At 61.5% G+C, this 25,060-nt stretch carries 27 protein-coding genes and 1 pseudogene; 23 read left to right on the plus strand and 5 right to left on the minus strand.

All coding sequences use genetic code 11. From position 1 onward, the window contains the following. Window positions 1–62: 62 nt before the first annotated feature. Together MN188_RS01720 and MN188_RS01725 are read left to right on the plus strand one after the other, a co-directional pair. On the plus strand, window positions 63–2,486 hold the full coding sequence (locus tag MN188_RS01720; RefSeq protein WP_242105122.1) for a GcvT family protein: 2,424 nt from the start codon (window positions 63–65) through the stop codon (window positions 2,484–2,486). Between the two features lie 3 nt (window positions 2,487–2,489). Beyond that, window positions 2,490–3,569: an alcohol dehydrogenase family protein gene (locus MN188_RS01725; RefSeq protein WP_242105131.1), complete on the plus strand. Its 1,080-nt coding sequence runs from the start codon at window positions 2,490–2,492 to the stop codon at window positions 3,567–3,569. Between the two features lie 92 nt (window positions 3,570–3,661). On the opposite strand, the gene MN188_RS01730 is transcribed toward MN188_RS01725, so the two are convergent. From MN188_RS01730 to MN188_RS01740, 3 genes are all read right to left on the minus strand, one after another. Beyond that, window positions 3,662–4,720: a YeeE/YedE family protein gene (locus MN188_RS01730; protein WP_242105133.1), complete on the minus strand. Its 1,059-nt coding sequence runs from the start codon at window positions 4,718–4,720 to the stop codon at window positions 3,662–3,664. Between the two features lie 30 nt (window positions 4,721–4,750). Beyond that, window positions 4,751–5,113, minus strand: a complete 363-nt coding sequence (locus MN188_RS01735; RefSeq protein WP_242105135.1) for an ArsR/SmtB family transcription factor — start codon at window positions 5,111–5,113, stop codon at window positions 4,751–4,753. A 101-nt stretch (window positions 5,114–5,214) separates the two neighbouring features. After that, window positions 5,215–5,592, minus strand: a complete 378-nt coding sequence (locus MN188_RS01740; protein ID WP_242105137.1) for a thioredoxin domain-containing protein — start codon at window positions 5,590–5,592, stop codon at window positions 5,215–5,217. Window positions 5,593–5,667: 75 nt separating this feature from the next. Between MN188_RS01740 and MN188_RS01745 the strand changes: the two genes are divergently transcribed. The 19 genes and pseudogenes from MN188_RS01745 to MN188_RS01835 all read left to right on the plus strand — a co-directional run bounded on the left by MN188_RS01745 (window position 5,668) and on the right by MN188_RS01835 (window position 21,855). Further along, the gene (locus tag MN188_RS01745; protein ID WP_242105140.1) at window positions 5,668–6,405 is read left to right on the plus strand and encodes a cytochrome c biogenesis CcdA family protein; all 738 of its coding nucleotides are present in this window, start codon (window positions 5,668–5,670) and stop codon (window positions 6,403–6,405) included. 28 nt (window positions 6,406–6,433) lie between these two features. After that, window positions 6,434–7,006, plus strand: coding sequence for a thioredoxin family protein (locus MN188_RS01750; RefSeq protein ID WP_242105142.1), 573 nt, complete (start codon window positions 6,434–6,436; stop codon window positions 7,004–7,006). A 133-nt stretch (window positions 7,007–7,139) separates the two neighbouring features. Next, on the plus strand, window positions 7,140–7,610 hold the full coding sequence (gene soxX / locus MN188_RS01755; protein WP_242105144.1) for a sulfur oxidation c-type cytochrome SoxX: 471 nt from the start codon (window positions 7,140–7,142) through the stop codon (window positions 7,608–7,610). 45 nt (window positions 7,611–7,655) lie between these two features. After that, window positions 7,656–8,072, plus strand: a complete 417-nt coding sequence (soxY, locus tag MN188_RS01760; RefSeq protein WP_242105146.1) for a thiosulfate oxidation carrier protein SoxY — start codon at window positions 7,656–7,658, stop codon at window positions 8,070–8,072. An 18-nt stretch (window positions 8,073–8,090) separates the two neighbouring features. After that, window positions 8,091–8,420, plus strand: coding sequence for a thiosulfate oxidation carrier complex protein SoxZ (soxZ, locus tag MN188_RS01765; protein WP_242105148.1), 330 nt, complete (start codon window positions 8,091–8,093; stop codon window positions 8,418–8,420). A 22-nt stretch (window positions 8,421–8,442) separates the two neighbouring features. After that, window positions 8,443–9,297: a sulfur oxidation c-type cytochrome SoxA gene (gene soxA, locus MN188_RS01770; protein WP_242105158.1), complete on the plus strand. Its 855-nt coding sequence runs from the start codon at window positions 8,443–8,445 to the stop codon at window positions 9,295–9,297. A gap of 117 nt (window positions 9,298–9,414) precedes the next feature. Beyond that, window positions 9,415–11,112, plus strand: a complete 1,698-nt coding sequence (gene soxB / locus MN188_RS01775; protein ID WP_242105160.1) for a thiosulfohydrolase SoxB — start codon at window positions 9,415–9,417, stop codon at window positions 11,110–11,112. Between the two features lie 38 nt (window positions 11,113–11,150). Continuing rightward, window positions 11,151–12,425, plus strand: a complete 1,275-nt coding sequence (gene soxC / locus MN188_RS01780) for a sulfite dehydrogenase (RefSeq protein ID WP_242105162.1) — start codon at window positions 11,151–11,153, stop codon at window positions 12,423–12,425. Then, the gene (locus MN188_RS01785; protein WP_242105163.1) at window positions 12,409–13,512 is read left to right on the plus strand and encodes a c-type cytochrome; all 1,104 of its coding nucleotides are present in this window, start codon (window positions 12,409–12,411) and stop codon (window positions 13,510–13,512) included. Before soxC ends, MN188_RS01785 begins: the two co-directional genes overlap by 17 nt. Before the next feature lie 107 nt (window positions 13,513–13,619). Further along, on the plus strand, window positions 13,620–14,204 hold the full coding sequence (locus MN188_RS01790) for a thioredoxin family protein (RefSeq protein ID WP_242105165.1): 585 nt from the start codon (window positions 13,620–13,622) through the stop codon (window positions 14,202–14,204). Between the two features lie 82 nt (window positions 14,205–14,286). Further along, entirely contained in the window at window positions 14,287–14,994 is a 708-nt protein-coding gene (locus MN188_RS01795) for a c-type cytochrome (protein ID WP_242105167.1), read from the plus strand. Window positions 14,995–15,025: 31 nt separating this feature from the next. Further along, window positions 15,026–16,300 carry an NAD(P)/FAD-dependent oxidoreductase gene (locus MN188_RS01800; RefSeq protein WP_242105169.1) on the plus strand — a complete coding sequence of 425 codons (1,275 nt, stop codon included), beginning with the start codon at window positions 15,026–15,028 and terminating at the stop codon, window positions 16,298–16,300. Between the two features lie 81 nt (window positions 16,301–16,381). Then, the gene (locus MN188_RS01805) at window positions 16,382–16,825 is read left to right on the plus strand and encodes a DUF302 domain-containing protein (RefSeq protein ID WP_242105178.1); all 444 of its coding nucleotides are present in this window, start codon (window positions 16,382–16,384) and stop codon (window positions 16,823–16,825) included. 167 nt (window positions 16,826–16,992) lie between these two features. Further along, window positions 16,993–17,442, plus strand: a pseudogene (locus MN188_RS01810) (YeeE/YedE family protein); the annotation flags it as partial. Between the two features lie 3 nt (window positions 17,443–17,445). Next, on the plus strand, window positions 17,446–17,907 hold the full coding sequence (locus tag MN188_RS01815) for a DUF6691 family protein (protein ID WP_242105189.1): 462 nt from the start codon (window positions 17,446–17,448) through the stop codon (window positions 17,905–17,907). 13 nt (window positions 17,908–17,920) lie between these two features. Beyond that, a complete protein-coding gene (locus MN188_RS01820; RefSeq protein ID WP_242105199.1) occupies window positions 17,921–18,805 on the plus strand; it encodes an MBL fold metallo-hydrolase in 885 nt (294 codons plus the stop codon). A gap of 10 nt (window positions 18,806–18,815) precedes the next feature. Then, window positions 18,816–19,160: a protein tyrosine phosphatase family protein gene (locus MN188_RS01825; protein ID WP_242105210.1), complete on the plus strand. Its 345-nt coding sequence runs from the start codon at window positions 18,816–18,818 to the stop codon at window positions 19,158–19,160. 89 nt (window positions 19,161–19,249) lie between these two features. Then, window positions 19,250–21,013 (plus strand): SulP family inorganic anion transporter, encoded by a 1,764-nt coding sequence (locus tag MN188_RS01830; protein WP_242107322.1) that lies wholly within the window; start codon window positions 19,250–19,252, stop codon window positions 21,011–21,013. A gap of 74 nt (window positions 21,014–21,087) precedes the next feature. Beyond that, window positions 21,088–21,855: an SDR family NAD(P)-dependent oxidoreductase gene (locus MN188_RS01835; protein WP_242105211.1), complete on the plus strand. Its 768-nt coding sequence runs from the start codon at window positions 21,088–21,090 to the stop codon at window positions 21,853–21,855. Window positions 21,856–21,910: 55 nt separating this feature from the next. On the opposite strand, the gene maiA is transcribed toward MN188_RS01835, so the two are convergent. Further along, the gene (gene maiA, locus MN188_RS01840) at window positions 21,911–22,546 is read right to left on the minus strand and encodes a maleylacetoacetate isomerase (RefSeq protein ID WP_242105291.1); all 636 of its coding nucleotides are present in this window, start codon (window positions 22,544–22,546) and stop codon (window positions 21,911–21,913) included. 97 nt (window positions 22,547–22,643) lie between these two features. Here maiA and dusA point away from each other — a divergent pair, with 97 nt between their 5' ends. Both dusA and MN188_RS01850 read left to right on the plus strand, forming a co-directional pair. Beyond that, a complete protein-coding gene (dusA, locus tag MN188_RS01845; RefSeq protein ID WP_242105293.1) occupies window positions 22,644–23,657 on the plus strand; it encodes a tRNA dihydrouridine(20/20a) synthase DusA in 1,014 nt (337 codons plus the stop codon). Beyond that, entirely contained in the window at window positions 23,657–24,481 is an 825-nt protein-coding gene (locus MN188_RS01850) for a sulfite exporter TauE/SafE family protein (protein ID WP_242105295.1), read from the plus strand. The genes dusA and MN188_RS01850 overlap by 1 nt, the downstream gene beginning before the upstream one ends. A gap of 18 nt (window positions 24,482–24,499) precedes the next feature. On the opposite strand, the gene MN188_RS01855 is transcribed toward MN188_RS01850, so the two are convergent. Further along, a complete protein-coding gene (locus MN188_RS01855) occupies window positions 24,500–25,021 on the minus strand; it encodes a hypothetical protein (protein WP_242105297.1) in 522 nt (173 codons plus the stop codon). Window positions 25,022–25,060: the final 39 nt, after the last annotated feature.

The following is a 25,060-nucleotide window of genomic DNA, read 5'->3' on the forward strand; positions in this document are numbered from 1 at the left end:
GGAATAGGCGACGACGCAGGCTTGCGCGCGGTATGATCGGGGAAACGGATGGGGAGGATACCATGCAGACGCAGGCGAAGGTTGTGGTCATCGGGGGCGGCGTGGTTGGCTGTTCGGTTCTGTATCACCTGGCGCGGGCGGGGTGGAAAGATGCGCTGTTGCTTGAGCGATCCGAGCTCACGTCGGGCTCCACTTGGCACGCGGCGGGCGGCATGCATACGATCAACGGCGATCCCAACGTGGCCAAGCTGCAGCAATACACGATCGATCTGTACAAGGAGATCGAGGAGCTCTCGGGCCAGGCCACCGGCGTGCATCTGACCGGCGGCGTGATGCTGGCGGCGACGCAGGAACGGCTGGACTGGCTGAAGGGGGTTGTCGCCAAGGGGCGGTATCTGGGCATCGAGTGCAACATGATCAGCCCCGAAGAGGCGCATGATCTGATGCCGCTGATTGATCCCAGCCAGTTCGTCGGCGCGGTGCAGACCTATGTCGATGGGCATCTGGACCCGTCCGGTGTGACCTATGCCTATGCCAAGGCGGCACGCAAGTTGGGGGCCAGTATTGAAACCCATTGCAAGGTCGAAGGGATCGAGCGCCACCCAGATGGCTGGCGGGTCAAGACCGCCAAGGGCGATGTGATTTGCGAACATGTGGTGAATGCCGGCGGGCTGTGGGCGCGGGAAGTGGGCCGCATGGTCGGGCTGGAGCTGCCGGTGCTGGCGATGGAGCACATGTATCTGTTGACCGAGGATATGCCGGAGGTCGCCGAGATCAACGCCAAGACCGGTAAGGAGGTAATCCACGCGGTCGATTTCGATGGTGAGCTGTATCTGCGTCAGGAACGCGGTGGCATGCTGATGGGCACCTATGAAAAGGCCTGCGTGCCGTGGTCGCCCAAGGACACGCCGTGGGACTTCGGGCACGAGCTTTTGCAACCCGATATCGAACGCATCGCGCCGTCGCTTGAGGTGGGGTTCAAGCACTTCCCGGCATTCCAGAACGCGGGCATCAAGCAGATCATCAACGGGCCGTTCACCTTCGCGCCGGACGGCAATCCCTTGATCGGGCCTGTAAAAGGTCTTCCGGGATACTGGTGTGCGCTGGGCGTGATGGCGGGGTTCAGTCAGGGCGGCGGTGTTGGCTTGGCGCTGGCCAACTGGATGATCGACGGCGATCCGGGGTTTGATGTGTTCGCGATGGATGTGGCGCGGTTCGGGGATTATGCCACGCTGTCCTACACCAACGCCAAGGTGCAGGAGAACTACTCGCGTCGCTTCTCGATCCGGTTCCCGAATGAAGAATTGCCCGCCGCACGCCCGCTGAAGACCACGCCGATCTATGACCTGCTGAAGGACGCGGGCGCGCAGTTTACCGCGTCGCACGGGCTCGAAGTGCCGCTGTGGTTCGCGCCAGACGGGGTTGAGGACCAGTTCAGCTGGCGCCGCTCGACCGATTTCGACACGGTGGGGGGCGAGGCGCGGGCGGTGCGGGGCAGCGTCGGGATCATCGAGATCTCGGGTTTTGCCAAATACACGGTGACTGGGGCAAGGGCCGAGGCCTGGCTGGACCGCATCCTCGCCTGCAAGATCCCGGTCACTGGCCGCATGGTGCTGGCACCGATGCTGAAGCACGACGGCAAGGTGATCGGCGATTTCACCCTGGCCAATCTGGGTGACGGGGAATTCTTTCTGGCAGGCTCCGGCGTGGCCGAGGATTACCACATGCGTTGGTTCGACCAGCATTTGCCGGACGATGGATCGGTGCAGATCACCCCGCACGGCGCGGGATTGTGCGGGCTGTCGATCGCCGGGCCGAATGCGCGCAAGCTGTTGGAAAAGTTGACGGACCACGATGTGAGCGCCGAGGGCTTCCGCTTCATGGATATCGCCAGGATGGACGTGGGCATGGCGCCCTGTCTGGTTGGGCGGGTCAGTTTCACCGGCGATCTGGGCTATGAGATCTGGATGGACCCGGCCTATCAGCGTCATGTCTATGCGGCGTTGACCGAGGCAGGCGCGGAGTTCGACATCCGTCCCTTCGGTTTGCGTGCTTTGAACGCGCTCAGGCTGGAGAAGAATTTCGGCGGCTGGGCGCGGGAATACCGTCCGATTTATACCGCCGACGAATGCGGGCTGGGCCGGTTCGTGGCCCTGAGCAAGGGTGCGGATTTCATCGGCAAGGATGCCGCGCGGGAAAACCGCGCGGCGGGCGGCAAGATGCGGCTGTGCAGCTTCGTGGTAGAGGCCCGGGATGCCGACGTGATCGGGGATGAACCGATCTGGCAGGACGGCGAGGTGGTCGGCTGGGTCACGTCGGGCGGTTATGCCCATGCCTCGGGCGTGTCCGTCGCAATGGGCTATGTCCCGCGCGAAATGGTCGCGCGCGATGACGGCTGGCAGGTGGAGCTGTTGGGGGAACGGCTGGACGCGCGGATGCAGCGCGTGCCACTGTTTGATGCCAACGGCGCGGCGATGCGGGGATAGGTAATGGTTCCAAAGACGATGAATGCGATGGTGCTAACCGGTCACGGCGGGTTTGACGCCTATGCGTGGCGCGACGATTGGCCGGTGCCAACGCCTGACGCGGGCGAGGTCCTGATCCGTGTCGAGGCCTGCGGTTTGAACAACACCGACGTGAACACCCGGACCGGGTGGTATTCTAAAACCGTCGATGGCGCGACCGGGGGCGAGGGGCAGCAGACCGAAGACGCGGAGGATCCCAGCTGGGGCGGCGCGCCGATCCGGTTCCCCCGCATTCAGGGGGTCGATGCGGTGGGCCACGTGGTGGCCGTGGGCGCAGGTGTTGCGCAGGACATGATCGGCAAGCGCGTCATGGCGGATGGGTGGCAGCGGGACTGGCACGACCCGATGAACATGGACAAGGCGCGGTATTTCGGGTCCGAACTGGACGGAGGCTTTGCCGAGTACACCAAGATGGATGTGCGCGGGTGCCAGGTGGTGGACAGCCCCCTCAGCTCAGCCGAGCTTGCGACGTTTCAGTGTTCGTATACCACCGCCGAGGGCATGTTGACGCGTGCAGCTGTTGTGGCCAGCGATACCGTGTTGATCCCGGGGGCCTCGGGCGGAGTGGGCGGGGCCTTGATCCAGCTGTCCAAGCGTCGTGGGGCGCGGGTGATCGCCATGGCGGCCGAGGAAAAACACGATCAGGTTGCGGCATTCGGTCCGGACCTGTGCCTGCCGCGCAGTCCCGGCGATTTGCGCAAGGCGCTGGGCGCCGAGAAGGTGACGGTGGTTGCCGATGTGGTCGGAGGGCCATTGTGGCCGCAGCTGATCGACGTGATGCAGCGCGGGGGGAGGTATACGTGCTCTGGCGCGATTGCCGGGCCGACTGTCAATCTGGACCTGCGCACGCTCTACTTGCGCGATCTGACGTTCACTGGGTCGACGGTGGTGCCAACGCATGTGTTCCCGGACGTGGTCGGGTATATCGAACGGGGGGAAATCCGTCCGATCCTGGCCCAAACCTATGCGTTGAAGGACCTTGTCGCAGCGCAGCAGGCGTTTATCGACAAGCGGCATGTGGGCAACATCGTGGTTGTGCCATAGGGGCTCCGAAGGGAGCGCTCCCGCCCCGGCGTGACCCTGCGGGTCGTGCCACGTTGGGCGTGGCCTCGCGACGCTCGGAAGAGGCGGCACCGCTATTCGGCGATGGCGAACCCCGTGATCAGTTGGCGTAGCCCGAACGCAGCACCCGCGAGGATCGCGAGGAAAGTCACCGGGGCGGACCAGGCCAGAAGGGAAAAGGCCGACAAGCCCTGGCCGATCGAGCAGCCCACCGCGATCACCGCGCCCAGCCCCATGATCACCGCGCCGCCGATCTGGCGCTTCAGCTCGCGCGGGTCTTCGCAGGCTTCCCATCGGAAATGCCCTTTTATGAGCGAGCCCAGGAAGGCGCCCAGCAGCACACCCGCGACCGAGCCGACGCCGAAGCTCAGGTTGCTGCCGGACGAGGTCATCAGGAAGATGATCGTATCGCCCAGGGGTGCGGAATAGGTGTGGCTTTCGACAGGGATGGCGGAAAAGCCGTTTTCCAGAATGTACCAGGTGCCGGCCCAGCCGATCACCACGGCGATGCCGGCCATCACCGACCAGAACACTTCGTTGTAGGCCGCGCGTAGCTCGGATGAGGTGAACATGGCGGCGAAGATCACCGCGCCGATGGCCATCCCCAGCGCGGGCACGGGCAGGCCGGTCCATCCGCCCAACGAATGGGCGATGCCGGGGAGGGAGCCACCGTCGATCAAAGTGTCGGGGAACAGGATCACCCGCAGGTGCGACAGCGGGCCGGAAATGGCGACATAGGCCGACAGGCCCATCACCAACACGATGACAAAGGCGCGCAAGTCGCCGCCGCCCAGCCGCGCCAGAGCACCAAAGCCGCAATTGCCCGACAGTGCCATGCCATAGCCGAACAAAAGCCCGCCGATGATCGACGCCAGCGGGTTCCAGCCCAGCCGGAAATACACCGCCTGCTCGGCCCCAAACAAGCCAAGCGCCATCAGCGCGAAAGTGCCCATCACGGCCGTGCCGATTGCGACGCCCCACATGCGCATGCGCAGGGACGATTCGGCATAGAGCATGTCCTCGATCGCGCCGAGTGTGCAGAACCGGCCAAGCCGCGCGGCCAGGCCCAGCAGGACGCCGCCCACAAGCCCGACAATGGCTGCGAGGGTCGCGTCACTGATCCAGTCGAACATGAATGTCTCCGATCCGCAGGGGCGGGCGTGTTATTCGGCCGCCTTCTGCCGTGGTGTTCCGTCCACTGTACAGAACATGTCGTAGATCACTTCCAGAATGCGCCGCGGGCGATCATCGGTCAGGGAATAGAAGATTGTCTTGCCATCTCGCCGGGGGGTGACCAGACCCTCCAGCCGCAGTCGGGCCAGTTGTTGTGACACCGCTGCCTGACGGGCATGCAGCAGCTCCTCCAGCTCGGTCACCGACTTTTCGCCGGTCACGAGGTGGCACAGGATCATCAGCCGGCCTTCGTGGCTGATTGCCTTGAGCAGGTTCGACGCATCACAGGCGCTGGACATCATCTTGTCCAACTCCTCGGGTTCCATGTCTTCACGGATCACCGGCAGGGCCATGCTATCGTTCCTCTCTGCGTTACGCGCGCGATTGCGCCTGCATATACTGTTTTGACCTGGTTACGCAATATTCACTGCAAATTTGATCAAAATCTGGAGTTCTAACCCTGGGCCGGCTCGAACGCGGTCTGGTCTTCCAACATTTGGCCCAGAAGCCCCCAGAAGAAGTCTTCACCCGGGTAGCCTTCGATCCGCGCCAGCTCCTGCCCGTCCTCGACCAGCACAAAGGTAGGCGTGAACAGGATCGGGCGGGTCAGCTCAACGTCGAACTCCGCCTTGCGGGTGTCGCGGATATCCACCTGTCGCAGGGGGGCGAACTGCCCCTCGGCCGTCTTGGGATAGATCGGACCCAGCTTGGCCAGCCATTCGGCGCACCACGGGCAGCCCGGTTCTTCGACCATCACCAATTCAGCCGCAAATACGGGCAGGGTGACCAATACAAATGCGACCGATGCCGCAAATCCACGCAGGAACCCCATTTTTTCCACCAATTCTGTTGACCGCTGCTTACACCTGAACATAATTGAATATGTGAAATAATCAAGAACGGGACCATGCTGGACATTTCATTCGCAGGCGCGGCGTTGGCCGGGCTGTTGAGCTTCTTCACCCCCTGCATCCTGCCGATGGTGCCGTTTTATCTGTGCTATATGGCGGGCATTTCGATGTCCGAGTTGCAGGACGATGGCGACATTGCCCCCGGAGCGCAGAAACGCCTGGTGATCTCGGCGGTGATGTTCGCGCTGGGCGTCACCACGATCTTCATGCTGCTGGGCATGGGGGCCACGGCGCTGGGCCAGACCTTTGCGCAATACAAACAGGTGCTGTCTTATGTCGGGGCGGCAATCCTGTTCGTGTTCGGCCTGCATTTCCTGGGCGTGATTCGCATTGGGCTCTTGTATCGCGAGGCGCGGTTGGAATCGACGGCCGAGCCGACCACGATCTTCGGCGCCTACGTGATGGGGCTGGCCTTCGGCTTTGGCTGGACACCTTGCGTCGGCCCGGCGCTGGCTTCGATCCTGATGATCGCCAGCGGCATGGGCGACATCGGGCAGGGCGCGCTTCTGCTCATGGTCTATGGCCTGTCGATGACCGCGCCCTTCATTATCGCAGCCCTGTTTGCCAAGCCGTTCCTGCGCTGGATGGGCCGCAACCGGAAATACCTGCCCTATGTCGAAAAGGTGATGGGGGCGATGCTGGTTCTGTTCGCGATCCTCATTGCCACCAATGGTGTGAACCTGATTGCCCAATTCATGATCGATTGGTTCCCCGGTTTGACGAAAGTGGGCTGAGTTAAGAACTGAGACAAGGAGTGACACGATGCGGTTTCTAATGACAATGCTCACCACGCTTATGCTGGCCCTACCGGCGGTATCGGCCACGGAATTGGGCGACGATGGCCTGCACAAGACCGCCTGGATGCGCGATACGTTCAAGGACCTGCGCGAGGACCTGGACGAGGCGACCACCGAGGGCAAGCGCCTGTTGGTGATCTTTGAGCAACGCGGCTGCATCTACTGCACCAAGATGCACGAAGAGGTCTATCCTGACCCCAGGATCACGGGCCTTTTGGAGGACCACTACTTCGTTGTGCAGGTGAACCTGTTTGGCGATGTTGAGGTAACAGATTTCGACGGAGAGACATTGTCGGAAAAGGACATGGCGATGAAATGGGGAATCATGTTCACGCCGACGATGATGTTCTTTCCCGCTGAGGTTGAGGAAGGCGTCACCGCGCGTGAGGCCGCGGTGGTTCAGATGCCCGGTGCTTTCGCCAAAGGCACTACGGGGGATCTTCTGACCTGGGTTGTCGAGGAGGGGTATCTGGGCGATGAGAATTTCCAGAAATACCATGCCCGTAAGATCAACGAGCGCCGCGAGGCAAATAAGTAGAAGAAGGCCGCGCCGCGACGCAGCGCAAGGATGTTGCCCGGTCACGAACTATTAATTCAAATAACAGAATTTGATGTTGCGGAAATTTCGCGGCGTCGGTAGTTTGACCGGACAACGGTCTATGGGAGGAAACATGAAGCGGACAACGATCGCGCTTGCAGCACTGCTGGCAGGGCTGGGAATGGCAAACGCCGAAACGGTGGCGCCTACGAATGTAACTTATGAAGAGGGTGCCGTCGCTTTGTCGCTGACGGGCGTGCCTGGCAATCCGATGGAGGGCGCAAAAGTCGTCTCCACGAAAAGCCAGGGCAACTGCGTTGCCTGCCACGAGATCTCGGATCTGGCCGATGTGCCGTTCCAAGGTGAAGTGGGCCCGCTTCTGGACGGGGCCGGCGATCGCTGGACCGAAGCTGAACTTCGCGGCATCGTGGCGAACGCCAAGATGACTTTCGAAGATTCGCTTATGCCCTCGTTCTACAAGACGGAAGGCTTCATCCGCCTGGGCAAGGCCTATACCGGCAAAGCCCATGAAGGCGAAGTGGCCCCGCTGCTTTCGGCTCAGCAAATCGAAGATGTGGTCGCCTACCTGATGACGCTCAAATAAGCGCATCTGGCGGACGATCCTCTATACTACTCAATGGAGACACACATGACATTCACACGACGTGATGCTCTGGCACTGGGGCTCGGCGCGACCGCCGTGGCCATGCTGCCGATGCGGGCAAGCGCCGCTGCGGACGAGGCCATCGCGGCCTTCACCGGTGGTGCCGAAGTGGGCAGCGGTGACATCACCCTGACTGCACCCGAGATTGCCGAAAACGGCAACACCGTTCCGGTTTCGGTCGATGCGCCTGGCGCGGCTTCGATCATTCTGCTGGCTGCGGGCAACCCGACGCCCGGCGTGGCGACCTTCAACTTCGGTCCCGCTGCTGGTGCACAATCAGCTTCGACCCGGATCCGTCTGGCTGGCACACAGGACGTTGTTGCTGTCGCCAAGATGGCTGATGGCAGCTTCATTCAGGCCTCGTCGACGGTGAAAGTCACCATCGGCGGCTGTGGCGGCTAAGAAAAGGAGAACGGAAAAATGGCATCTGGTGTCAAACCCCGCGTGAAAGTCCCGAAAACCGCCGCTGCAGGCGATACGGTGACCCTGAAAACCCTGATCTCGCACAAGATGGAGAGCGGCCAGCGCAAAGACGGCGACGGCAATCTCATCCCGCGTTCGATCATCAATCGCTTTACCTGCGAATTCAACGGCGCACTGGTCGTCGATGTGACGCTGGAAGCGGCGATCTCGACCAACCCGTATTTCGAATTCGACGCAATTGTCGACGCAGCAGGTGATTTCAAATTCACCTGGTACGACGATGACGGTGACGTCTACGATACGACCAAGTCGATCAAAGTCGCCTAAGCGACGCGCAGGGAGGAATAATATGAAAAAACAAATGCGTACCAGCATTGCAGCCATCGCCGCTGCCTCGATCTTCGGGGCAGGGGCGGCCATGGCCGACGAAGAAGCCGAGCTCATCATCAACGGCGAGATCGAAATTGTCACAAAAACCGCGGCACCTGCCCACGCAGAAAATCTTGGTGAGGTTCTGTCGGGCTGGCGCTTCCGCTCGGACACGACGCAAGAAATGCAGATGGATGACTTCGACAATCCGGGCATGATCTGGGTCGAATCCGCCGCTGAAGCCTGGGCGACTGCCGAAGGCACCGAAGGCAAATCCTGTGCGGATTGCCACGGCGCGCCCGAGGACATGGCCGGTGTGAAAGCCGTCTATCCCAAGTGGAACGAAGACGCCGGCGAAGTTCGGACGCTGCAGATGCAGATGAACGACTGCCGGGTGAACCGCATGGGCGCTGAAGCCTGGGGCACCGACAAAGGCAATTCCATCCCGATGGAAGCGCTGATGGCGTCCGTTTCGCGCGGTATGCCGGTGAACGTGGCCATTGACGGTCCGGCACAATCCACCTGGGAGCAGGGCAAAGAGCTCTACTACACCCGGACGGGTCAGCTGGAACTGTCCTGTGCCAATTGTCACGAAGACAATTACGGCAACATGATCCGTGCCGACCACCTGTCGCAGGGTCAGATCAACGGGTTCCCGACCTACCGTCTGAAGAACACCAAGCTGAACGGCGTGCATTCGCGCTTCAAAGGCTGTGTTCGTGACACCCGTGCCGAAACGTTCAACCCGGGGTCTGCCGATTTCGTGGCGCTGGAACTCTATGTCGCTTCGCGCGGCAACGGTCTGTCGGTCGAAGGTCCGTCTGTCCGTAACTAAGAAAAAAAACATGAACCCCGCGACGGAGAATTTCCGTCGCGGGGTTTAGTCGTTCTGGACATATTCCTCAAAACGAATATAAGTCCGCCAACTGAAATAATACCAAGGGTCTGTTCCATGATCTCTCGTCGCGATTTTCTTCAGGTCGGCATGGCCGCATCGGCCCTGTATGGCACCTCGGGGTTCGGCAACTGGGCGCGCCTGGCCGCGCAGCAGGCGCTGACCCAGGACCAGCTGCTGGAGTTCGACACGTTCGGCAACGTCAGCCTGATCCACGTGACCGACATTCACGCGCAGCTGAAGCCGATTTATTTTCGTGAACCCGAGATCAACCTGGGTATTGGCGACGCCAACGGCCAGATGCCCCACGTGACCGGCGCCGATTTCCGCAAAGCATACGGCATCGAAGACGGGTCGCCCTCGGCTTATGCGATGACCTACAATGATTTCTCGTCACTGGCGCAGGCTTATGGCAAGGTCGGCGGGCTGGACCGCGTGTCCACCGTGATCAACTCGATCCGCGCCGCGCGCCCCGATGCGCTTCTGCTGGATGGCGGCGATACCTGGCATGGCTCGTACACCTGTTTCCAGACCGAAGGTCAGGACATGGTCAACGTGATGAACGCGCTGAAGCCCGACGCGATGACCTTCCACTGGGAATTCACCCTGGGGTCTGAGCGCGTGAACGAGCTGGTCGAAAGCCTGCCCTATGCCGCCCTTGGCCAGAACATCTTTGACGCCGAGTGGGACGAGCCCGCCGAGCTGTTCAAGCCCTACAAATTCTTCGAACGCGGTGGCGTGAAGGTGGCCGTGATCGGTCAGGCCTTCCCCTACATGCCGATCGCCAACCCGCGCTGGATGTTCCCGGAATACTCCTTCGGTATTCGCGACGAAAACATGCAGGCGATGGTCGACGAAGTGCGTTCGATGGGCGCAGAGCTGGTCGTGGCCCTGTCGCACAACGGGTTCGACGTCGACAAGAAGATGGCCACCCGCGTCAAAGGCATCGACGTGATCCTGTCGGGTCACACCCACGATGCGCTGCCCGAACCGGTGCAGGTCGAACAGACCTATATCATCGCGTCGGGGTCGAACGGCAAATTCGTCAGCCGCATCGATCTGGATGTGCGCGACGGCCGCATGATGGGCATCAAGCACAAACTGATCCCGATCTTCTCGGACGTGATTGCGCCCGATCCTGTCATCACCAAGGTGATCGACGAACAGCGTGCGCCCTATGAGGCCGAGCTGAGCGAAGTGATCGGCAAGACAGACACGCTGCTGTATCGCCGCGGCAATTTCAACGGATCCTGGGACGACCTGATCTGTGACGCCCTGATCAACGAGCGTGAGGCCGACATCGCCATGTCGCCCGGCGTACGCTGGGGCCCAAGCATCCTGCCGGGGCAAGAGATCACCCGCGAAGACATCTGGAACGTGACCTCGATGTCCTATGGTGAGGCCTACCGGACTGAAATGACAGGTGAATTCATCCACACGATCCTGGAAGACGTGGGCGACAACCTGTTCAACCCGGACCCTTATTATCAACAGGGCGGCGACATGGTCCGCATCGGCGGCATGGGCTATAAGATCGACGTGTCCAAGCCGCAAGGCGAACGGATTTCCGAGATGACCCTGCTGAAAACCGGCGAAGCGATTGATCCGTCCAAGACCTATGTGGTTGCGGGCTGGGCCAGCGTGAACGAAGGCACCGAGGGGCCGCAGATCTGGGACGTGGTCGAAAACCATATCAAGAAACAAGGCACTGTGAAGCTGGACCCGAACAACTCGGTCCAGGTCGTGGGCGCCTGATCCATATTCAAGACGACGAAAAGCAGGAGATTTGACAGATGTCAGACGAGTTTGAAGGGGTGAAACCTTCGCGCCGCAGCTTCCTGACCGGCGCTGCCGCTGCGGGGGCCGCGATCGGCACCGCCGGGGCCGCATCGGCTGAGGGCGAGCGCCTGATCACCGAAGTGCAGGACTGGGCCTCTGGTCTGGGCGACGGTGTGGACGCAACGCCTTATGGCATGCCGATCGAGTTCGAAGGCGACGTTGTGCGCCGCAACGTGGAATGGCTGACTGCCGACACGATTTCGTCGATCAACTTCACGCCGATCCACGCGCTGGACGGCACAATCACCCCGCAGGGCTGTGCGTTCGAACGCCACCACTCGGGCGCGATCGAGCTGAAGAAGTCGGACTATCGCTTGATGATCAACGGCCTAGTCGATACGCCGCTGGTCTTCACCTATGAAGACCTGGAGCGTTTCCCGCGGTCGCAGCAGACGTTCTTTTTGGAATGTGCGGCGAACACCGGCATGGAATGGGCCGGCGCGCAGCTGAACGGCGCGCAGTTCACCCATGGTATGATCCACAACATGGAATATACCGGCGTTTCCCTGCGCACCTTGCTGGAAGAGGCCGGTCTGCCGACCGATCTGACCGGCAAGTGGGTCTATGTCGAAGGCGCCGACGCGTCGTCGAACGGCCGCTCGATCCCGATTGAGAAGGCGCTGGACGATTGCATGGTGGCCTTCAAGGCCAACGGCGAAGCGCTGCGCAAAGAGCACGGTTACCCGGTCCGCCTGGTTGTTCCCGGTTGGGAAGGCAACATGTGGGTCAAGTGGCTGCGTCGGATCGAGATCATGGACGCGCCAGTCGAAAGCCGCGAAGAGACTTCGAAATACACCGACACGCTGGAAGACGGCACCTCGCGCAAGTGGACCTGGGTCATGGATGCGAAATCCATCGTCACCAGCCCCAGCCCGCAGGCGCCGATCAAGCACGGCAAGGGCCCGTTGGTCATCACCGGCCTTGCCTGGTCGGGCAATGGTGCGATCACCGGCGTCGACGTGACGCTGGACGGCGGCAAGACCTGGCAAGAGGCCCGCTTGGCCGAGCCGGGCAAGAAGATGGCGCTGACCCGCTTCTATCTGGACATCGACTGGGACGGTCAGGAGATGTTCCTGCAATCGCGGGCGATTGACGAAACCGGCTATGTACAGCCGACGAAAGATCAGCTGCGCGAAGTGCGCGGTCTGAACTCGATCTATCACAACAACTGCATCCAGACCTGGTGGGTCAAAGCGGACGGGGAGGCAGAAAATGTCGAAATTTCCTAAATTCATGCTGGCCACGGCGTTGGTGGGTCTGACCGCCACGCCGTTGATGGCTGAAAAGCTTGGCCTGGGCCGCCCCGCGCTGCCCGATGAGATCGCGGCTTGGGACATCGATATCGCGACGGACGGGTCCAACCTGCCCGCCGGGTCGGGTGACGTGCTGGTGGGCGAAGAGCTGTTCGCCGACTATTGCGCGGTCTGCCACGGTGACTTTGCCGAAGGTGTCGACAACTGGCCGAAACTGGCTGGTGGTGCCGACACGCTGGACCACGAAGATCCGCTCAAGACGGTCGGCTCCTATTGGCCGTATCTGTCGACCACGTTCGACTATGTGCGACGCTCGATGCCGTTCGGCAACGCGCAGACGCTGTCGGATGACGAGGTCTATGCGATCGTCGCCTACATCCTCTATTCGAACGACCTGGTCGATGACGATTTCGTCCTGTCGAACGAAACCTTCGCGGGGGTCGAGCTTCCGAATGCCGGCGGGTTTATCGTGGATGACCGGGCTGAAACGGAATACCCGAACTTCACCGAACGTTGCATGTCCGACTGTAAGGACAGCGTGGAAATCACCATGCGTGCGGCCGTTCTGGACGTGACGCCCGAGGAAACCAAAGCCCGCACCATTCAGGCGATGGTCGAAGCGACCAACCCGCGCAATGCCGACAGTGGTGAGACCGAGGCTGCTGCCGAGCCGGAGGCCCCGGCCGAGGAAGCCGCACCGGAAGCACCCGCCGAAGAGGCCGCCGCGCCGATGGAGCTGGACGCGGATCTGGTTAAGGCCGGCGAAAAGGTCTTCAAGAAGTGCAAGGCCTGCCACAAGATCGGTGACGGCGCCAAGCACGGCACTGGCCCGATCCTGAACGACGTGTTTAATCGCACCGCCGGGACTGCTGAGGGCTTCGGCTTCTCGAAAGTGCTGATCGCGGCGGGCGAGGGCGGCATGGTCTGGGACGCGGAAAACCTGGCCGGGTATCTGGCCAACCCGCGCAAGTTCCTGAAGGGCAACAAGATGTCCTTTGCCGGTCTGAAGAAGGACAAGGATCAGGCTGCGATCATCGAATTCCTGAAATCGGTTTCGCAGTAAAGACCCGAAAACGGTTGTGAAAACGGCGTCGCGGGGCAACTCGCGGCGCCGTGATTTTTTGAAAACACGGGTTTCGTGCTAGTCTTGCCTCTAACAAGGGGGACGACATGAAACAGATTGCACGCGCTTTCGCTTTTCTCATTGTTTTTGCCGGGGTCAGTCTGGCCGCCGAGCTGGGCGACGACGGGTTGCACAAACAGCCCTGGTTCCTGGACAGTTTTCTTGAAATGCAAGACGACCTGGCCGAGGCCGCCGCCGAGGGCAAGGATCTGTTGATCCTGTTCGAACAGGCCGGATGCCCCTATTGCCGCGAGTTGCATGAGGTGAATTTCGCCCGAAACGAAATCGTCAGCTTTCTAACCGAACATTATGTCGTGGTTCAGCTGGACATGTTCGGCGCGCGTGAAGTGGTGGATTTCGACGGTGAGGCGTTGGAGGAACGGGCCCTGGCGGTCAAATGGGGGGTGAATTTCACGCCCATGACGCTGATGTTCAGTCTGGACGGGGATGTGCCTCAAAATGCGCGCGCTGCCGAAGCGTTTCGCCTTCCGGGTTATCTGAAACCATTCCATTACCTGTCGTCGCTGGAGTTCGTGGCGACGGATGCCTATCAAAACCAGCATTTCCAGCGGTTTCTGCAAGCGAAGTTCGAGCATCTGGCCGAACAAGGCGTCGATCCGGACGTTTGGTAGGCGCGCAAGAAACTTGCAAACATGCAGGCATTAACATATTATAATTATTGAGTGCAGATGTATACTGGCGTATTGGTGCGGCATGGAAAAGATTCGTAAGACACTGGTGGCCGGTCTTGTTGCCGCCACCACCGCCTCGACCGCTTCGGCAAATGAATTCGGTGACGCCGAAGCCGGGCTGAAGATCTTCAATGAATGTAAGGCCTGCCATTCCGTGGGGACGGGCGCCAAGAACCGCGTTGGCCCGCAGCTGAACGGCATTTTCGGCCGCCGCGCGGGGGCGGTGGACGGGTTCAAGTATTCCAAGGGCCTGGCCCGGATGGGCAAAGACGGCCTGTTGTGGGATTTCGACAAGCTGGACCGCTATGTGCAGAACCCCAAGGCCTTCGCCTCGGATACGCGGATGAACTACAAAGGTCTGAAGGACGAGGCCAAGCGCGCCGATCTTCTGGCGTTCCTGCGTCAATATTCGGACAATCCGCAAAACATCCCCGAGGCTGCGCCGACGATCACCGGCACCGACCACTCGGTCGATCCGACCATTCTGGCGATCCAGGGCGACCCGGAATACGGCGAATATCTGTCGTCGGAATGCACGACCTGTCACCAGTTGACCGGCGACAACGACGGTATCCCCGGCATCATCGGCTGGCCGGCCGAGGATTTCGTGATCGCCATGCACGCCTACAAGGACAAATTCCGCCCGCATCCCGTCATGCAGATGATGTCGGCGCGCCTGTCCAATGATGAGATTGCGGCGCTTGCCGCGTATTTTGAGGCCGTGGAATAACACGGCCACACCCCCAAGGGAGGAGATCACTATGAAGCTCAACAGACGCGGATTTCTGGGCGCCACCGCAGGTGCGGCAGCTGCTGCCAGCCTGTCGGCCCCGATGGTACACGCAGCCGGACACGGCAAACCCAAGGTCGTCGTAATCGGCGGCGGGGCAGGGGGCGCGACCGCTGCCCGCTATATCGCCAAGGATTCGAAAGGTGAGATCGAGGTGACGTTGGTCGAACCCACGCGCACCTATTACACCTGCTTCTTCTCGAACCTCTATATGGCCGGGTTCCGGGATCTGGGTTCGATCGCGCATTCCTATGGCACGCTGGCCGCGGAATACGGCATCAACGTGGTGCATGACTGGGCCACGGGCATCGACCGCGAGGCGAAGACGGTGACGCTGGCCGGTGGCGCGACTCTGAACTATGACCGCCTGATCCTGTCGCCGGGTATCGATTTCGTCGACGGCGCGGTTGAAGGCTGGGACATCAGTGCGCAGAACAAGATGCCGCACGCTTACAAGGCCGGGTCGCAGTCGGAGCTGCTCAAGGCGCAGATCGAAGCGATGCCCGAGGGTGGCACCTTTGCGATGGTGGCCCCGCCGAACCCGTTCCGTTGCCCTCCCGGGCCCTATGAGCGGATCTCGATGGTCGCGCATATCCTGAAGGAAAAGAACCCGACGGCCAAGATCCTGATCGCGGACCCGAAAGAGAAGTTCTCGAAGATGGCGCTGTTCCAGGAAGGTTGGGGCAACCATTATGACGGCATGATCGACTGGGTCGGGGCCGATTTCGGTGGCGGCAACGTGTCGGTGAACCCGCATGACATGACCCTGACCATCGACGGCGACGTCAACAAGGTCGACGTCTGCAACGTCATCCCGGCGATGAAAGCGGGCAAGATCTGCGACATGGCGGGTATCACCGAAGGCAATTGGGCGCCGGTGATCGCGCACACGATGCAGTCGAAGGTCGATGAAAACATCCACGTGTTGGGCGATGCTTCGAACCAGGGTGACATGCCGAAATCGGGCTTTGCCGCCAACAGCCAGGCGAAAGTCGCGGCGATGGCCGTGCGCTCGGCGCTGACCGGGTCGAAACTGTTCCCGGCCAAGTTCACCAACACCTGCTGGTCGCTGATCGACACCAATGACGGTGTGAAAGTCGGCGCATCTTACGAGGCGACCGATGAAAAGATCGCCAAGGTCGATGGCTTCATCTCGAAGACCGGCGAAGACGCCGAGCTGCGTCAGGCGACGTTTGAGGAAAGCGTCGGTTGGTATGCCGGCATCACCTCGGACATGTTCGGTTAACCCCGAACCTGTTGACCAAGATCAAGGCAGGGCCCGCGTGGCCCTGCCATTTTCATTCCAGACACCTGAGGAGGATTCCCGATGTATAAAATTCTGACCGCTACGGCCGCCCTGGCCCTGACCGCAACCACCGCGCTGGCTGACAACCACGGCAGCCCCGCTGTGACCTATCCGTTCGACGGCAGCTTCGAAGACGCGACCTTTGCGGTCGAAAGCGCCATCGTGGGCGCCGGTCTGGTGATCGACTATGTCTCGCACACTGGCGAGATGTTGGCGCGCACTGGCGCCGACGTGGGCAGCGACGTGGAGTTGTTTGCTGCAGCCGACATTTTCCTGTTCTGCTCGGCCGTGACCAGCCGCAAAGTGATGGAAGCCAACCCGATGAACATCGCGCATTGCCCTTACGGCATCTTCGTGGCCGATCAGGGCGGTGAAGTCGTCGTCGGGTATCGCAAGTATCCTGAAGGCGAAATGCAGGAAGTTCAGGCGCTTCTGGACGGCTTGGTAAAGGAAGTCGTGGAGTAATTCAGGCCAACCTTTACCTTTGAAAACAACAAGATCCCGCGTGCCTCCCGGCGCGCGGGATTTTTCTTTGCGCGATCGAGCGCTTAAATATTCAAAAAAGTGAATGTTAGGGGTTTACATGGCCACAATTTGATCCATATCAAACGCAAGCGAACAATTACGACCAAGCGAGAAACAAGACAATGATCGAAACCGCCTTCACCCCTTACTCTGCCGCGATCGGTGGCGCCCTGATCGGGCTGGGCACCGTTCTTTTGATGTGGACCCGTGGCAACGTGCTGGGGGCGACCGGCATTCTGGCCGGCTTTATGAACCCTTCGTCCAGTTCCGACTGGGCCTGGCGCGCCGCCATACTGGCGGGCATGCTGACCGGACCTTTGGTCTATCTGGCGATTGCCGGGCAGATGCCCGCGGTTCAGGTGCCTGTGACGGTGCCGATGATGGTGATCGGCGGCTTTTTGGTGGGCATCGGCGTGACCTATGGCTCGGGCTGCACCTCGGGCCATGGGGTCTGTGGGCTGGCGCGCCTGTCGCGCCGCTCGATCGTCGCCACCCTGACCTTCATGCTGACCACGGGCCTGACGGTCTTTGTCGTCCGCCACCTGATCGGAGCCTGAGCCATGCAGTTGATCTTCATCTACGCCGCCGGCCTGATCTTTGGCCTGGGCATTTCCATGTCCGGCATGGGCAACCCCGCGAAAGTCATCAACTTTTTCGACGTGTTCGGCCCCTGGGATCCCAGCCTGGCCTTCGTGATGGGCGGGGCGGTGATCGTCACCTTCTTCGGCTATCGCGCCGTGTTGAAACAGCCCAAGCCGATGTTTGAGCCGACGTTCAGTGTGCCCACCTCGAAAGTCATCGACGCGCGGCTTGTCGGCGGCTCGGCCCTGTTCGGGGTGGGCTGGGGCATCTCGGGCTTCTGTCCCGGCGCTTCGATCCCGATGTTGGGCAGCGGCAATTCGTCGGTCCTCATCTTCACCGCCTCGCTGATCGCAGGCATCTTCGCGGCCCGCTGGATGATGGCGGTCACGCAAAAACGCAAAGCACTTCGCAACACCACCGCGGTCAACCCCGCAGAATGAAAGGGAAAACGTCATGAACGCCTATCCTTCCAACATCCAAGTGAAACCCGAGGTCACGCCCTTTTTCGACGCGGCCACCAACACGATCTCCTATGTCGTGAAGGACCCGAATTCGAAATCCTGCGCGGTGATTGATTCAGTCATGGACATCGACTATTTCGCTGGCCGCATCACCTATGACAACGCCGATGAGATCATCGCGTTCATCCAGGACAACGAGCTTGAGCTGGAATGGCTGATCGAAACCCATGTGCACGCCGACCACCTGTCCGCTGCGCCCTATATCCAGTCGAAACTGGGCGGCAAGATCGGCATCGGTGAACAGATCACCGTGGTGCAGGAAACTTTCGGCAAGGTCTTCAACGAAGGCACCGAATTCCAGCGCGACGGGAGCCAGTTTGACGCGTTGTTCACTGATGGCGACACTTATCAGATCGGCACGATGCAGGTCGTGGCAATCCACACACCGGGCCACACGCCCGCCTGCATGACCCATGTGGTGGGCGATGTCGGGTTCGTTGGCGACACGCTGTTCATGCCCGACGGTGGCAGCGCGCGCGCCGATTTCCCCGGCGGCGACGCGGCAGAGCTTTATGACTCGATCCAGAAGGTCCTGGCGCTGCCGGAAGAAACCCGCTTGTTCATGTGCCACGATTACGGCCCCAACGGGCGTGACATCGAATGGGAAACCTCGGTGGCGGACGAAAAAGCGCACAACATCCACGTGGGCGGCGGCGCGACGAAGGAAGATTTCGTCAAGTTCCGCACCGAGCGCGATGCGCAGCTGGCGGTGCCGAAGCTGATCATCCCGTCGTTGCAGGTCAACATGCGCGCGGGCGAGGTGCCGGCGGATGACGACGGCAACCCGATGCTCAAAGTCCCCGTGAACGCGCTGTAAGGAGGCCGATATGCAAGTCAAGAAACTGAATGACCAGGTGACGGTCGCGCCCCAGATCACGCCGGCCGATGTGGCGGTGATCGCTCAGGCCGGGTTCAAATGCGTGATGATGAACCGCCCGGATGGCGAAGAGGCGGGCCAGCCGTGCTGGAACGACATTGTCGAAGCCTGTGAGGCCGCGGGGGTCGAGGCGCGCTATGTGCCGATGGGCACTCGCGAGCTGACCGAGCGTGCCGTCGAAGGCTTTCGCGCTGCGATGGACGAGGTGGACGGGCCGATCTTCGCCTTCTGCCGCTCGGGCGCGCGCTGTGAAATCCTGTGGAACGCCGCAAGGGCGATGGCCGCGGCCAACTGATCTGATGCACGCCCGGGTGGCAACGCCCTGGGCGCGCGTCCCAACTCCTCCGATCCCCCCTGTGAAAGGTGGCTGCCGTGGCTTACCAGATGAAGCGCCCGACCCTGGGCGGGCTTAAGCGTTATTTCCCGATCCTGACCTGGGGTCGAAGCTATGACCGCGATGCGGCCACCTCCGACCTGGTCGCCGCCGTGATCGTGACGATCATGCTGATCCCGCAATCGCTTGCCTATGCGTTGTTGGCGGGGCTGCCGGCGGAAATGGGGCTTTACGCCTCGATCCTGCCGTTGGTGGCTTATGCAATCTTCGGCACCTCGCGCGCGTTGGCGGTGGGGCCGGTTGCAGTTGTATCGCTGATGACCGCCGCTGCCGTGGGAAACCTGGCGCTGCAGGGCACGGCGGAATATGCGATGGCGGCGATCACGCTGGCGTTCCTGTCGGGCCTGATCCTGCTGGTCATGGGCGTGTTCCGGTTGGGGTTTCTGGCCAATTTCCTGTCGCACCCTGTGATTGCGGGCTTCATCACGGCCTCGGGTATGATCATCGCGGTCAGCCAAATGAAACACATTCTGGGCATTGATGCCCATGGCCATTCCCTGCTTGAGATCCTGCGCTCACTGTTCGCGCATCTTGGGGACGCCAACCTGATCACCTTTGCCATTGGCGCGGGGTCTGTCGCGTTCCTGTTCTGGGTGCGCAAGGGGCTGAAGCCGCTGCTGTTGTCGCTGGGGCTGAAGCCGCGGTTGGCGGATATTCTGGCCAAGGCCGGGCCGGTGGGCGCGGTGGCCGTGACCACGCTGCTCAGCTGGGGCTTTGATTTGTCGTCGCGCGGCGTGGCCATCGTGGGCGACGTGCCGCAAGGCCTGCCGCCGCTGACGATGCCGTCGTTCGATGCCGAACTTTGGGCTTCGTTGTTCGGCTCGGCCGTGCTGATTTCCATCATCGGGTTTGTCGAAAGCATCTCGGTGGCGCAGACGCTTGCGGCCAAGAAACGCCAGCGCATCACTCCGGATCAGGAGCTTGTAGGCCTGGGCGCATCGAACGTGGCGGCAGCAATCTCGGGCGGCTATCCGGTGACCGGGGGCTTTGCCCGCTCGGTGGTGAATTTCGACGCGGGCGCGGAAACGCCAGCCGCGGGGGCCTTCACCGCCGTGGGCATCGCCGGGGCCGCCCTGTTCCTCACGCCACTATTGTTCTTCCTTCCCAAAGCCACGCTTGCCGCCACGATCATCGTCGCGGTGTTGAGCCTGGTGGATTTCACGATCTTGAAAAAGACCTGGGGCTATCACCGGGCTGATTTCACCGCCGTGGCTGCGACGATCCTTCTGACGCTTGTGTTCGGAGTGGAAATCGGCGTCAGCTCTGGCGTGATCCTGTCGATTGCGCTGTTCCTGTACAAAACCTCGCGGCCGCATATCGCCGAGGTCGGGCTGGTCCCCGGCACCGAGCATTTCCGCAACATCAATCGGCATGATGTGCTGACCCACCCGGAACTGGTGACGCTGCGGCTGGACGAAAACCTGTATTTCGCCAATTCGCGCTTCATCGAGGATTACCTGCTGGACCGGGTTGGCCAGGGGCAACCGGTGAAACACGTGGTGCTGATGTGCTCGGCGGTGAACGAGATCGACCTGTCCGCACTTGAGGCGCTGGAGGAGATCAACCGTCAGCTGTCCGACATGGGAATCACACTGCACCTGTCCGAGGTGAAAGGCCCGGTGATGGACCGCTTGCACCGCACCCATTTCCTGGACGAGCTGACGGGCCAGGTGTTCCTGACCCAATTCGGCGCGATGCGGGCGCTGGGGCCGGTGGACGGGCTGAAGCCGGTTCTGGCAGGGGACGCTGCGTAACGGGGCGCGGGATTTATTGAACGCTTGTGCAATTAATGCTAGGGCTGAGCCAACTTTTACCGGGAGGCTTGGCCATGGACATCACTGAAAACACCGCAATCGTCGTGTCGGGCGGGGCGTCCGGCCTGGGCGCCGCCGTCGCACGCGGCTTTGCCGCGGCTGGTGCCAAGGTTGGCATCTTCGATCTGAATGAAGAGGGCGGGCAGGCGCTTGCCGCCGAGCTTGGCGGGGCCTTCGCCCGTGTCGACGTGTCCGATCCGACCTCGGTTGCCGAGGGCTTCGAAACCCTGCGTGCGGTGCATGGCCAGGAACGCGTGATGGTGAACTGCGCCGGCATCGGCCCGGCCGCCAAGACCGTGTCGAAGGGCGAAGCGCATGATGCTGGCCTGTTCGCCAAGGTGATCGGCGTGAACCTGATCGGGTCGTTCAACTGCGCCAGCCAATCGGCGGCGGGCATGGTGAACGCCGACCCGGTGACGGACGACGGCGAACGCGGCGTGATCGTGAACACGGCGTCTGTTGCGGCCTTTGACGGCCAGATCGGCCAATTGGCCTATGCCGCCTCCAAGGGCGGTGTGGTGGGGATGACCTTGCCGATGGCCCGCGACCTGTCGGGCGAAGGCGTGCGCGTGGTCACCATCGCGCCGGGTCTGTTCAAAACCCCGCTGCTGGAAGGCCTGCCGCAAGAGGTGCAGGACAGTCTGGGCGCGCAGGTGCCATTCCCGTCGCGTCTGGGCGACCCGGCGGAATATGCCGCGATGGCGCGACATATCGTTGAGAACTCGATGCTGAACGGCGAAGTGATCCGTTTGGACGGCGCGATCCGCATGGCCCCGCGGTAAACGAATTCTTTCTAAGAATTCGGACCGGAATTTTTAAAACATTCCGGCACCCGGTTCAAACGGCGTCGGGCTGCTTCGGTGGTGCGGCGTCGGCGAAGGCGGGCAGGGCGTCCAGCGCCTCAAAGATGCGTGTGATCACCGGATAAGGCGCCATGTCCACCTCGAAGCGTCGGTTGTTCCAAACCTGTGCGTACAGGCAGATGTCAGCCATACCGGGGGTGTCGCCGTGGCAGAAGGTGCCAGTGTCCGGGCTGCCTGCCAGCATCGCTTCGATCGCCGGGAAGGTAACGCCGACCCAATGGCGAAACCAGTCCGCCTTGTCGCCACCCAGCGTGGCCTCAACATGTTGCAGCACTCTGAGATTGTTCAACGGGTGAACTTCACAGGCCACCATATAGCTGATCGCCCGCACGCGCGCGCGCCCCACCGGGTCGGCGGGCAGCAGGGGCGGTTCGGGGTGTACTTCGTTCAGCCATTCGATGATCGCCAGCGATTGCACAAGGTTTGTGCCGTCCTCAAGCTCCAGAACCGGCACAAGGCCGGCGGGGTTTTTCGCAAGGAATTCAGGTGTTTTCGTCTCGTCCTTCAACAGGGCATAGGACAGGTATTCATAGTCCAGGCCCTTCAAGTTCAACGCCGCCCGCAGCCGCGCCGAGGTCGAGGATCGAAAGTAATTGTGCAGTTTCAGCATCGCGCGCTCCGTTCGTTGCGCCTGCAACATGACACGGGCGCGCGGGCGGGAAAAGCCCCACTGGCATCAGTCGCGCCCAGCCATTATGGTCCGCCGGATGAGCCTGCCTGCGCACACATTGACCCAAGCCGCCCGCCTGTCCGTCGCCCCGATGATGGACTGGACCGATCGTCATTGCCGGTATTTCCACCGTCTGATGAGCCGCCGTGCGTTGCTTTATACCGAAATGGTCACAGCACCTGCGCTGGTGCGGGGGGGGGCGACGCATCTACTGGACTTTGACGCGGCCGAACACCCGGTGGCGGTGCAGCTGGGTGGATCGGACCCGGCCGAGTTGGCGCTGGCCACCCGTCTGTGTGTCGAGCGCGGCTATGACGAAGTGAACCTGAATGTCGGCTGCCCCTCTGACCGGGTGCAATCGGGCACCTTCGGCGCGGTGCTGATGACGCAGCCCGCGCTGGTTGCGGAGTGTGTGAGCGCCATGAAGGATGCGGCGCAGGGCGTTGAAATTACGGTGAAATGCCGCATTGGTGTTGATGATCAGGAGGCTGAAGAGGTGCTGCCTGATTTTCTGTCGCAAGTGGGCGCAGCCGGGGTTGGGCGTTTCACCATTCACGCGCGCAAGGCCTGGCTCAAGGGGCTCAGCCCCAAGGAAAACCGCGACATTCCCCCGCTGGATTACCCGCTGGTGCACCGGATGAAATCGTTTTTCCCGTCGCTGCACCTGTCGATCAATGGCGGCATCGCGACGCTGGACGCGGCCGAAGACCAGCTTGAGATCATGGACGGCGTGATGATCGGGCGTGCGGCCTATCATCAGCCCGCCGACATCCTGCTGAAGGCCGATCAGCGCCTTTTTGGCGAGCCAGGCGCGAAGACCGCGCACCAGGTCGCTGAAGAGATGATCCCCTACCTCGAACGCCACCTGGCCGCGGGCGGTAAACTTCACAATGTCACCCGCCACATGCTGGGCCTGTTTGCAGGGCGCCCCGGCGCGCGCGCCTGGCGCCGTGTGCTGTCCGAAGGCGCGACCCGGCCTGGGGCAGGGGTTGCGCTTTTGCGCGAGGCGCTGTCCCATGTGCCGGAAACACCACGCCAAGAGGCCTCCTGATGCCTGACATGTCCATTCTTTTGCCGATGCTGCTGCTTTTGCTGGCGATCGGGGCCTTTGCCGGTGTCATGGCGGGGCTGTTGGGCGTGGGCGGAGGTATCATCCTTGTGCCTGCGTTCTTCTATGTTTTCAGCGCGCTTGGCTACGCATCCGAGCAGTTGATGCAGATCTGCCTGGCCACGTCGCTGGCGACGATCATCGTGACCTCTCTGCGCTCGGTGCAATCGCATAACAAGAAGGGCGCGGTGGAGTGGGACATTCTGAAAACCTGGGCCATCGGCATCGTCATCGGCGCGATTGTCGGGGTGCTGGTCGCCTCCAGCCTGCGCTCGGTCGTGTTGCAGGGCATTTTCGGCGTTCTGGGCCTGATCGTCGGGGCCTACCTGGGCCTTGGTCGGGCCGAATGGCGCCTGGGTGCGGCGATGCCCACCGGGGTGAAACGCGCGGTGATGTCGCCGGTGCTGGGGTTCATGTCCGTCCTGATGGGGATCGGTGGTGGCAGTTTCGGCGTGCCCGTGATGACGCTGTTCGGCGTGCCGATCCACCGCGCTGTGGCCACGGCTGCCGGGTTCGGCGTGATCATCGCAGTGCCGTCCGTGATTGGCTTTCTGCTCCTGCCAATCGACCCCGCCGCACGCCCGCCGTTCACCATCGGCGCGGTGAACCTGCCGGCCTTCGCCGTGGTGATCGCAATGACGCTGATCACCGCGCCTTACGGGGCGAAGCTGGCCCATGCGATGGACCCGAAACCGCTGAAACGCGTGTTTGCCGTTTTCCTGACGCTGGTCGCGCTGAACATGTTGCGCAAGGCGCTTTTGGGGTAGGCTCCAAGCCCGTCGCGCCTAGTCGGTTTCACGTGCACCCTCCCACGGGTATTTCAGCCACGTCTCAAGCCCGCCAAGGTAGTTTTTCGTGTCGGACAGACGCTTGCGTTCCTGCAAGATGGCCAGAGGGGATCCGCCTTTTTCCTTCAACCGGAGGATCGACGCCTCAAGATTGGCGACCAGATCCGCGGCCTTCGCGATTTCACGTTGGAGCCGCGCCTTGCGGTCCTTTCGCTCTGTGATCTTGGTCATGTCGCGCACCAGCCGCCGTGTCGATGACCAGTTGCTCGCGGACATTTCAAGGATGTAATCCGTCATCGAGATCGAAAACCCGTCAATGACGATATCGCGCCCGCGCCGCACATTCCTGATCTGCAACACCTGCTTTCTGGTCAGCTGGTAGTATTGCGCGACGGTGTAGTGCGGTTTGAAACCCGCGTTGTCATCGTTGTCGCGCCCCTTGTTTGCAAACAGGGTGCGTGGCAGCGCAATCCCCAGGCCCAAAATCCCGATCACGATCCGTCTGTTGCAAGCTGTCATAGCGCCGCCTCCCCAAGTTGCCCTAGGGTAAACTTACGT

The sequence above is a fragment of the Aliiroseovarius subalbicans genome (genome assembly GCF_022678625.1).
Classification (GTDB): domain Bacteria; phylum Pseudomonadota; class Alphaproteobacteria; order Rhodobacterales; family Rhodobacteraceae; genus Aliiroseovarius_A; species Aliiroseovarius_A subalbicans.

Coding starts and splice junctions, on each gene's coding strand:
- MN188_RS01720 (WP_242105122.1), top strand. CDS start 63: ATGCAGACGCAGGCGAAGGTTGTGGTCATCGGGGGCGGCGTGGTTGGC.
- MN188_RS01725 (WP_242105131.1), top strand. CDS start 2,490: ATGGTTCCAAAGACGATGAATGCGATGGTGCTAACCGGTCACGGCGGG.
- MN188_RS01730 (WP_242105133.1), bottom strand. CDS start 4,720: ATGTTCGACTGGATCAGTGACGCGACCCTCGCAGCCATTGTCGGGCTT.
- MN188_RS01735 (WP_242105135.1), bottom strand. CDS start 5,113: ATGGCCCTGCCGGTGATCCGTGAAGACATGGAACCCGAGGAGTTGGAC.
- MN188_RS01740 (WP_242105137.1), bottom strand. CDS start 5,592: ATGGGGTTCCTGCGTGGATTTGCGGCATCGGTCGCATTTGTATTGGTC.
- MN188_RS01745 (WP_242105140.1), top strand. CDS start 5,668: ATGCTGGACATTTCATTCGCAGGCGCGGCGTTGGCCGGGCTGTTGAGC.
- MN188_RS01750 (WP_242105142.1), top strand. CDS start 6,434: ATGCGGTTTCTAATGACAATGCTCACCACGCTTATGCTGGCCCTACCG.
- soxX (WP_242105144.1), top strand. CDS start 7,140: ATGAAGCGGACAACGATCGCGCTTGCAGCACTGCTGGCAGGGCTGGGA.
- soxY (WP_242105146.1), top strand. CDS start 7,656: ATGACATTCACACGACGTGATGCTCTGGCACTGGGGCTCGGCGCGACC.
- soxZ (WP_242105148.1), top strand. CDS start 8,091: ATGGCATCTGGTGTCAAACCCCGCGTGAAAGTCCCGAAAACCGCCGCT.
- soxA (WP_242105158.1), top strand. CDS start 8,443: ATGAAAAAACAAATGCGTACCAGCATTGCAGCCATCGCCGCTGCCTCG.
- soxB (WP_242105160.1), top strand. CDS start 9,415: ATGATCTCTCGTCGCGATTTTCTTCAGGTCGGCATGGCCGCATCGGCC.
- soxC (WP_242105162.1), top strand. CDS start 11,151: ATGTCAGACGAGTTTGAAGGGGTGAAACCTTCGCGCCGCAGCTTCCTG.
- MN188_RS01785 (WP_242105163.1), top strand. CDS start 12,409: ATGTCGAAATTTCCTAAATTCATGCTGGCCACGGCGTTGGTGGGTCTG.
- MN188_RS01790 (WP_242105165.1), top strand. CDS start 13,620: ATGAAACAGATTGCACGCGCTTTCGCTTTTCTCATTGTTTTTGCCGGG.
- MN188_RS01795 (WP_242105167.1), top strand. CDS start 14,287: ATGGAAAAGATTCGTAAGACACTGGTGGCCGGTCTTGTTGCCGCCACC.
- MN188_RS01800 (WP_242105169.1), top strand. CDS start 15,026: ATGAAGCTCAACAGACGCGGATTTCTGGGCGCCACCGCAGGTGCGGCA.
- MN188_RS01805 (WP_242105178.1), top strand. CDS start 16,382: ATGTATAAAATTCTGACCGCTACGGCCGCCCTGGCCCTGACCGCAACC.
- MN188_RS01815 (WP_242105189.1), top strand. CDS start 17,446: ATGCAGTTGATCTTCATCTACGCCGCCGGCCTGATCTTTGGCCTGGGC.
- MN188_RS01820 (WP_242105199.1), top strand. CDS start 17,921: ATGAACGCCTATCCTTCCAACATCCAAGTGAAACCCGAGGTCACGCCC.
- MN188_RS01825 (WP_242105210.1), top strand. CDS start 18,816: ATGCAAGTCAAGAAACTGAATGACCAGGTGACGGTCGCGCCCCAGATC.
- MN188_RS01830 (WP_242107322.1), top strand. CDS start 19,250: ATGAAGCGCCCGACCCTGGGCGGGCTTAAGCGTTATTTCCCGATCCTG.
- MN188_RS01835 (WP_242105211.1), top strand. CDS start 21,088: ATGGACATCACTGAAAACACCGCAATCGTCGTGTCGGGCGGGGCGTCC.
- maiA (WP_242105291.1), bottom strand. CDS start 22,546: ATGCTGAAACTGCACAATTACTTTCGATCCTCGACCTCGGCGCGGCTG.
- dusA (WP_242105293.1), top strand. CDS start 22,644: ATGAGCCTGCCTGCGCACACATTGACCCAAGCCGCCCGCCTGTCCGTC.
- MN188_RS01850 (WP_242105295.1), top strand. CDS start 23,657: ATGCCTGACATGTCCATTCTTTTGCCGATGCTGCTGCTTTTGCTGGCG.
- MN188_RS01855 (WP_242105297.1), bottom strand. CDS start 25,021: ATGACAGCTTGCAACAGACGGATCGTGATCGGGATTTTGGGCCTGGGG.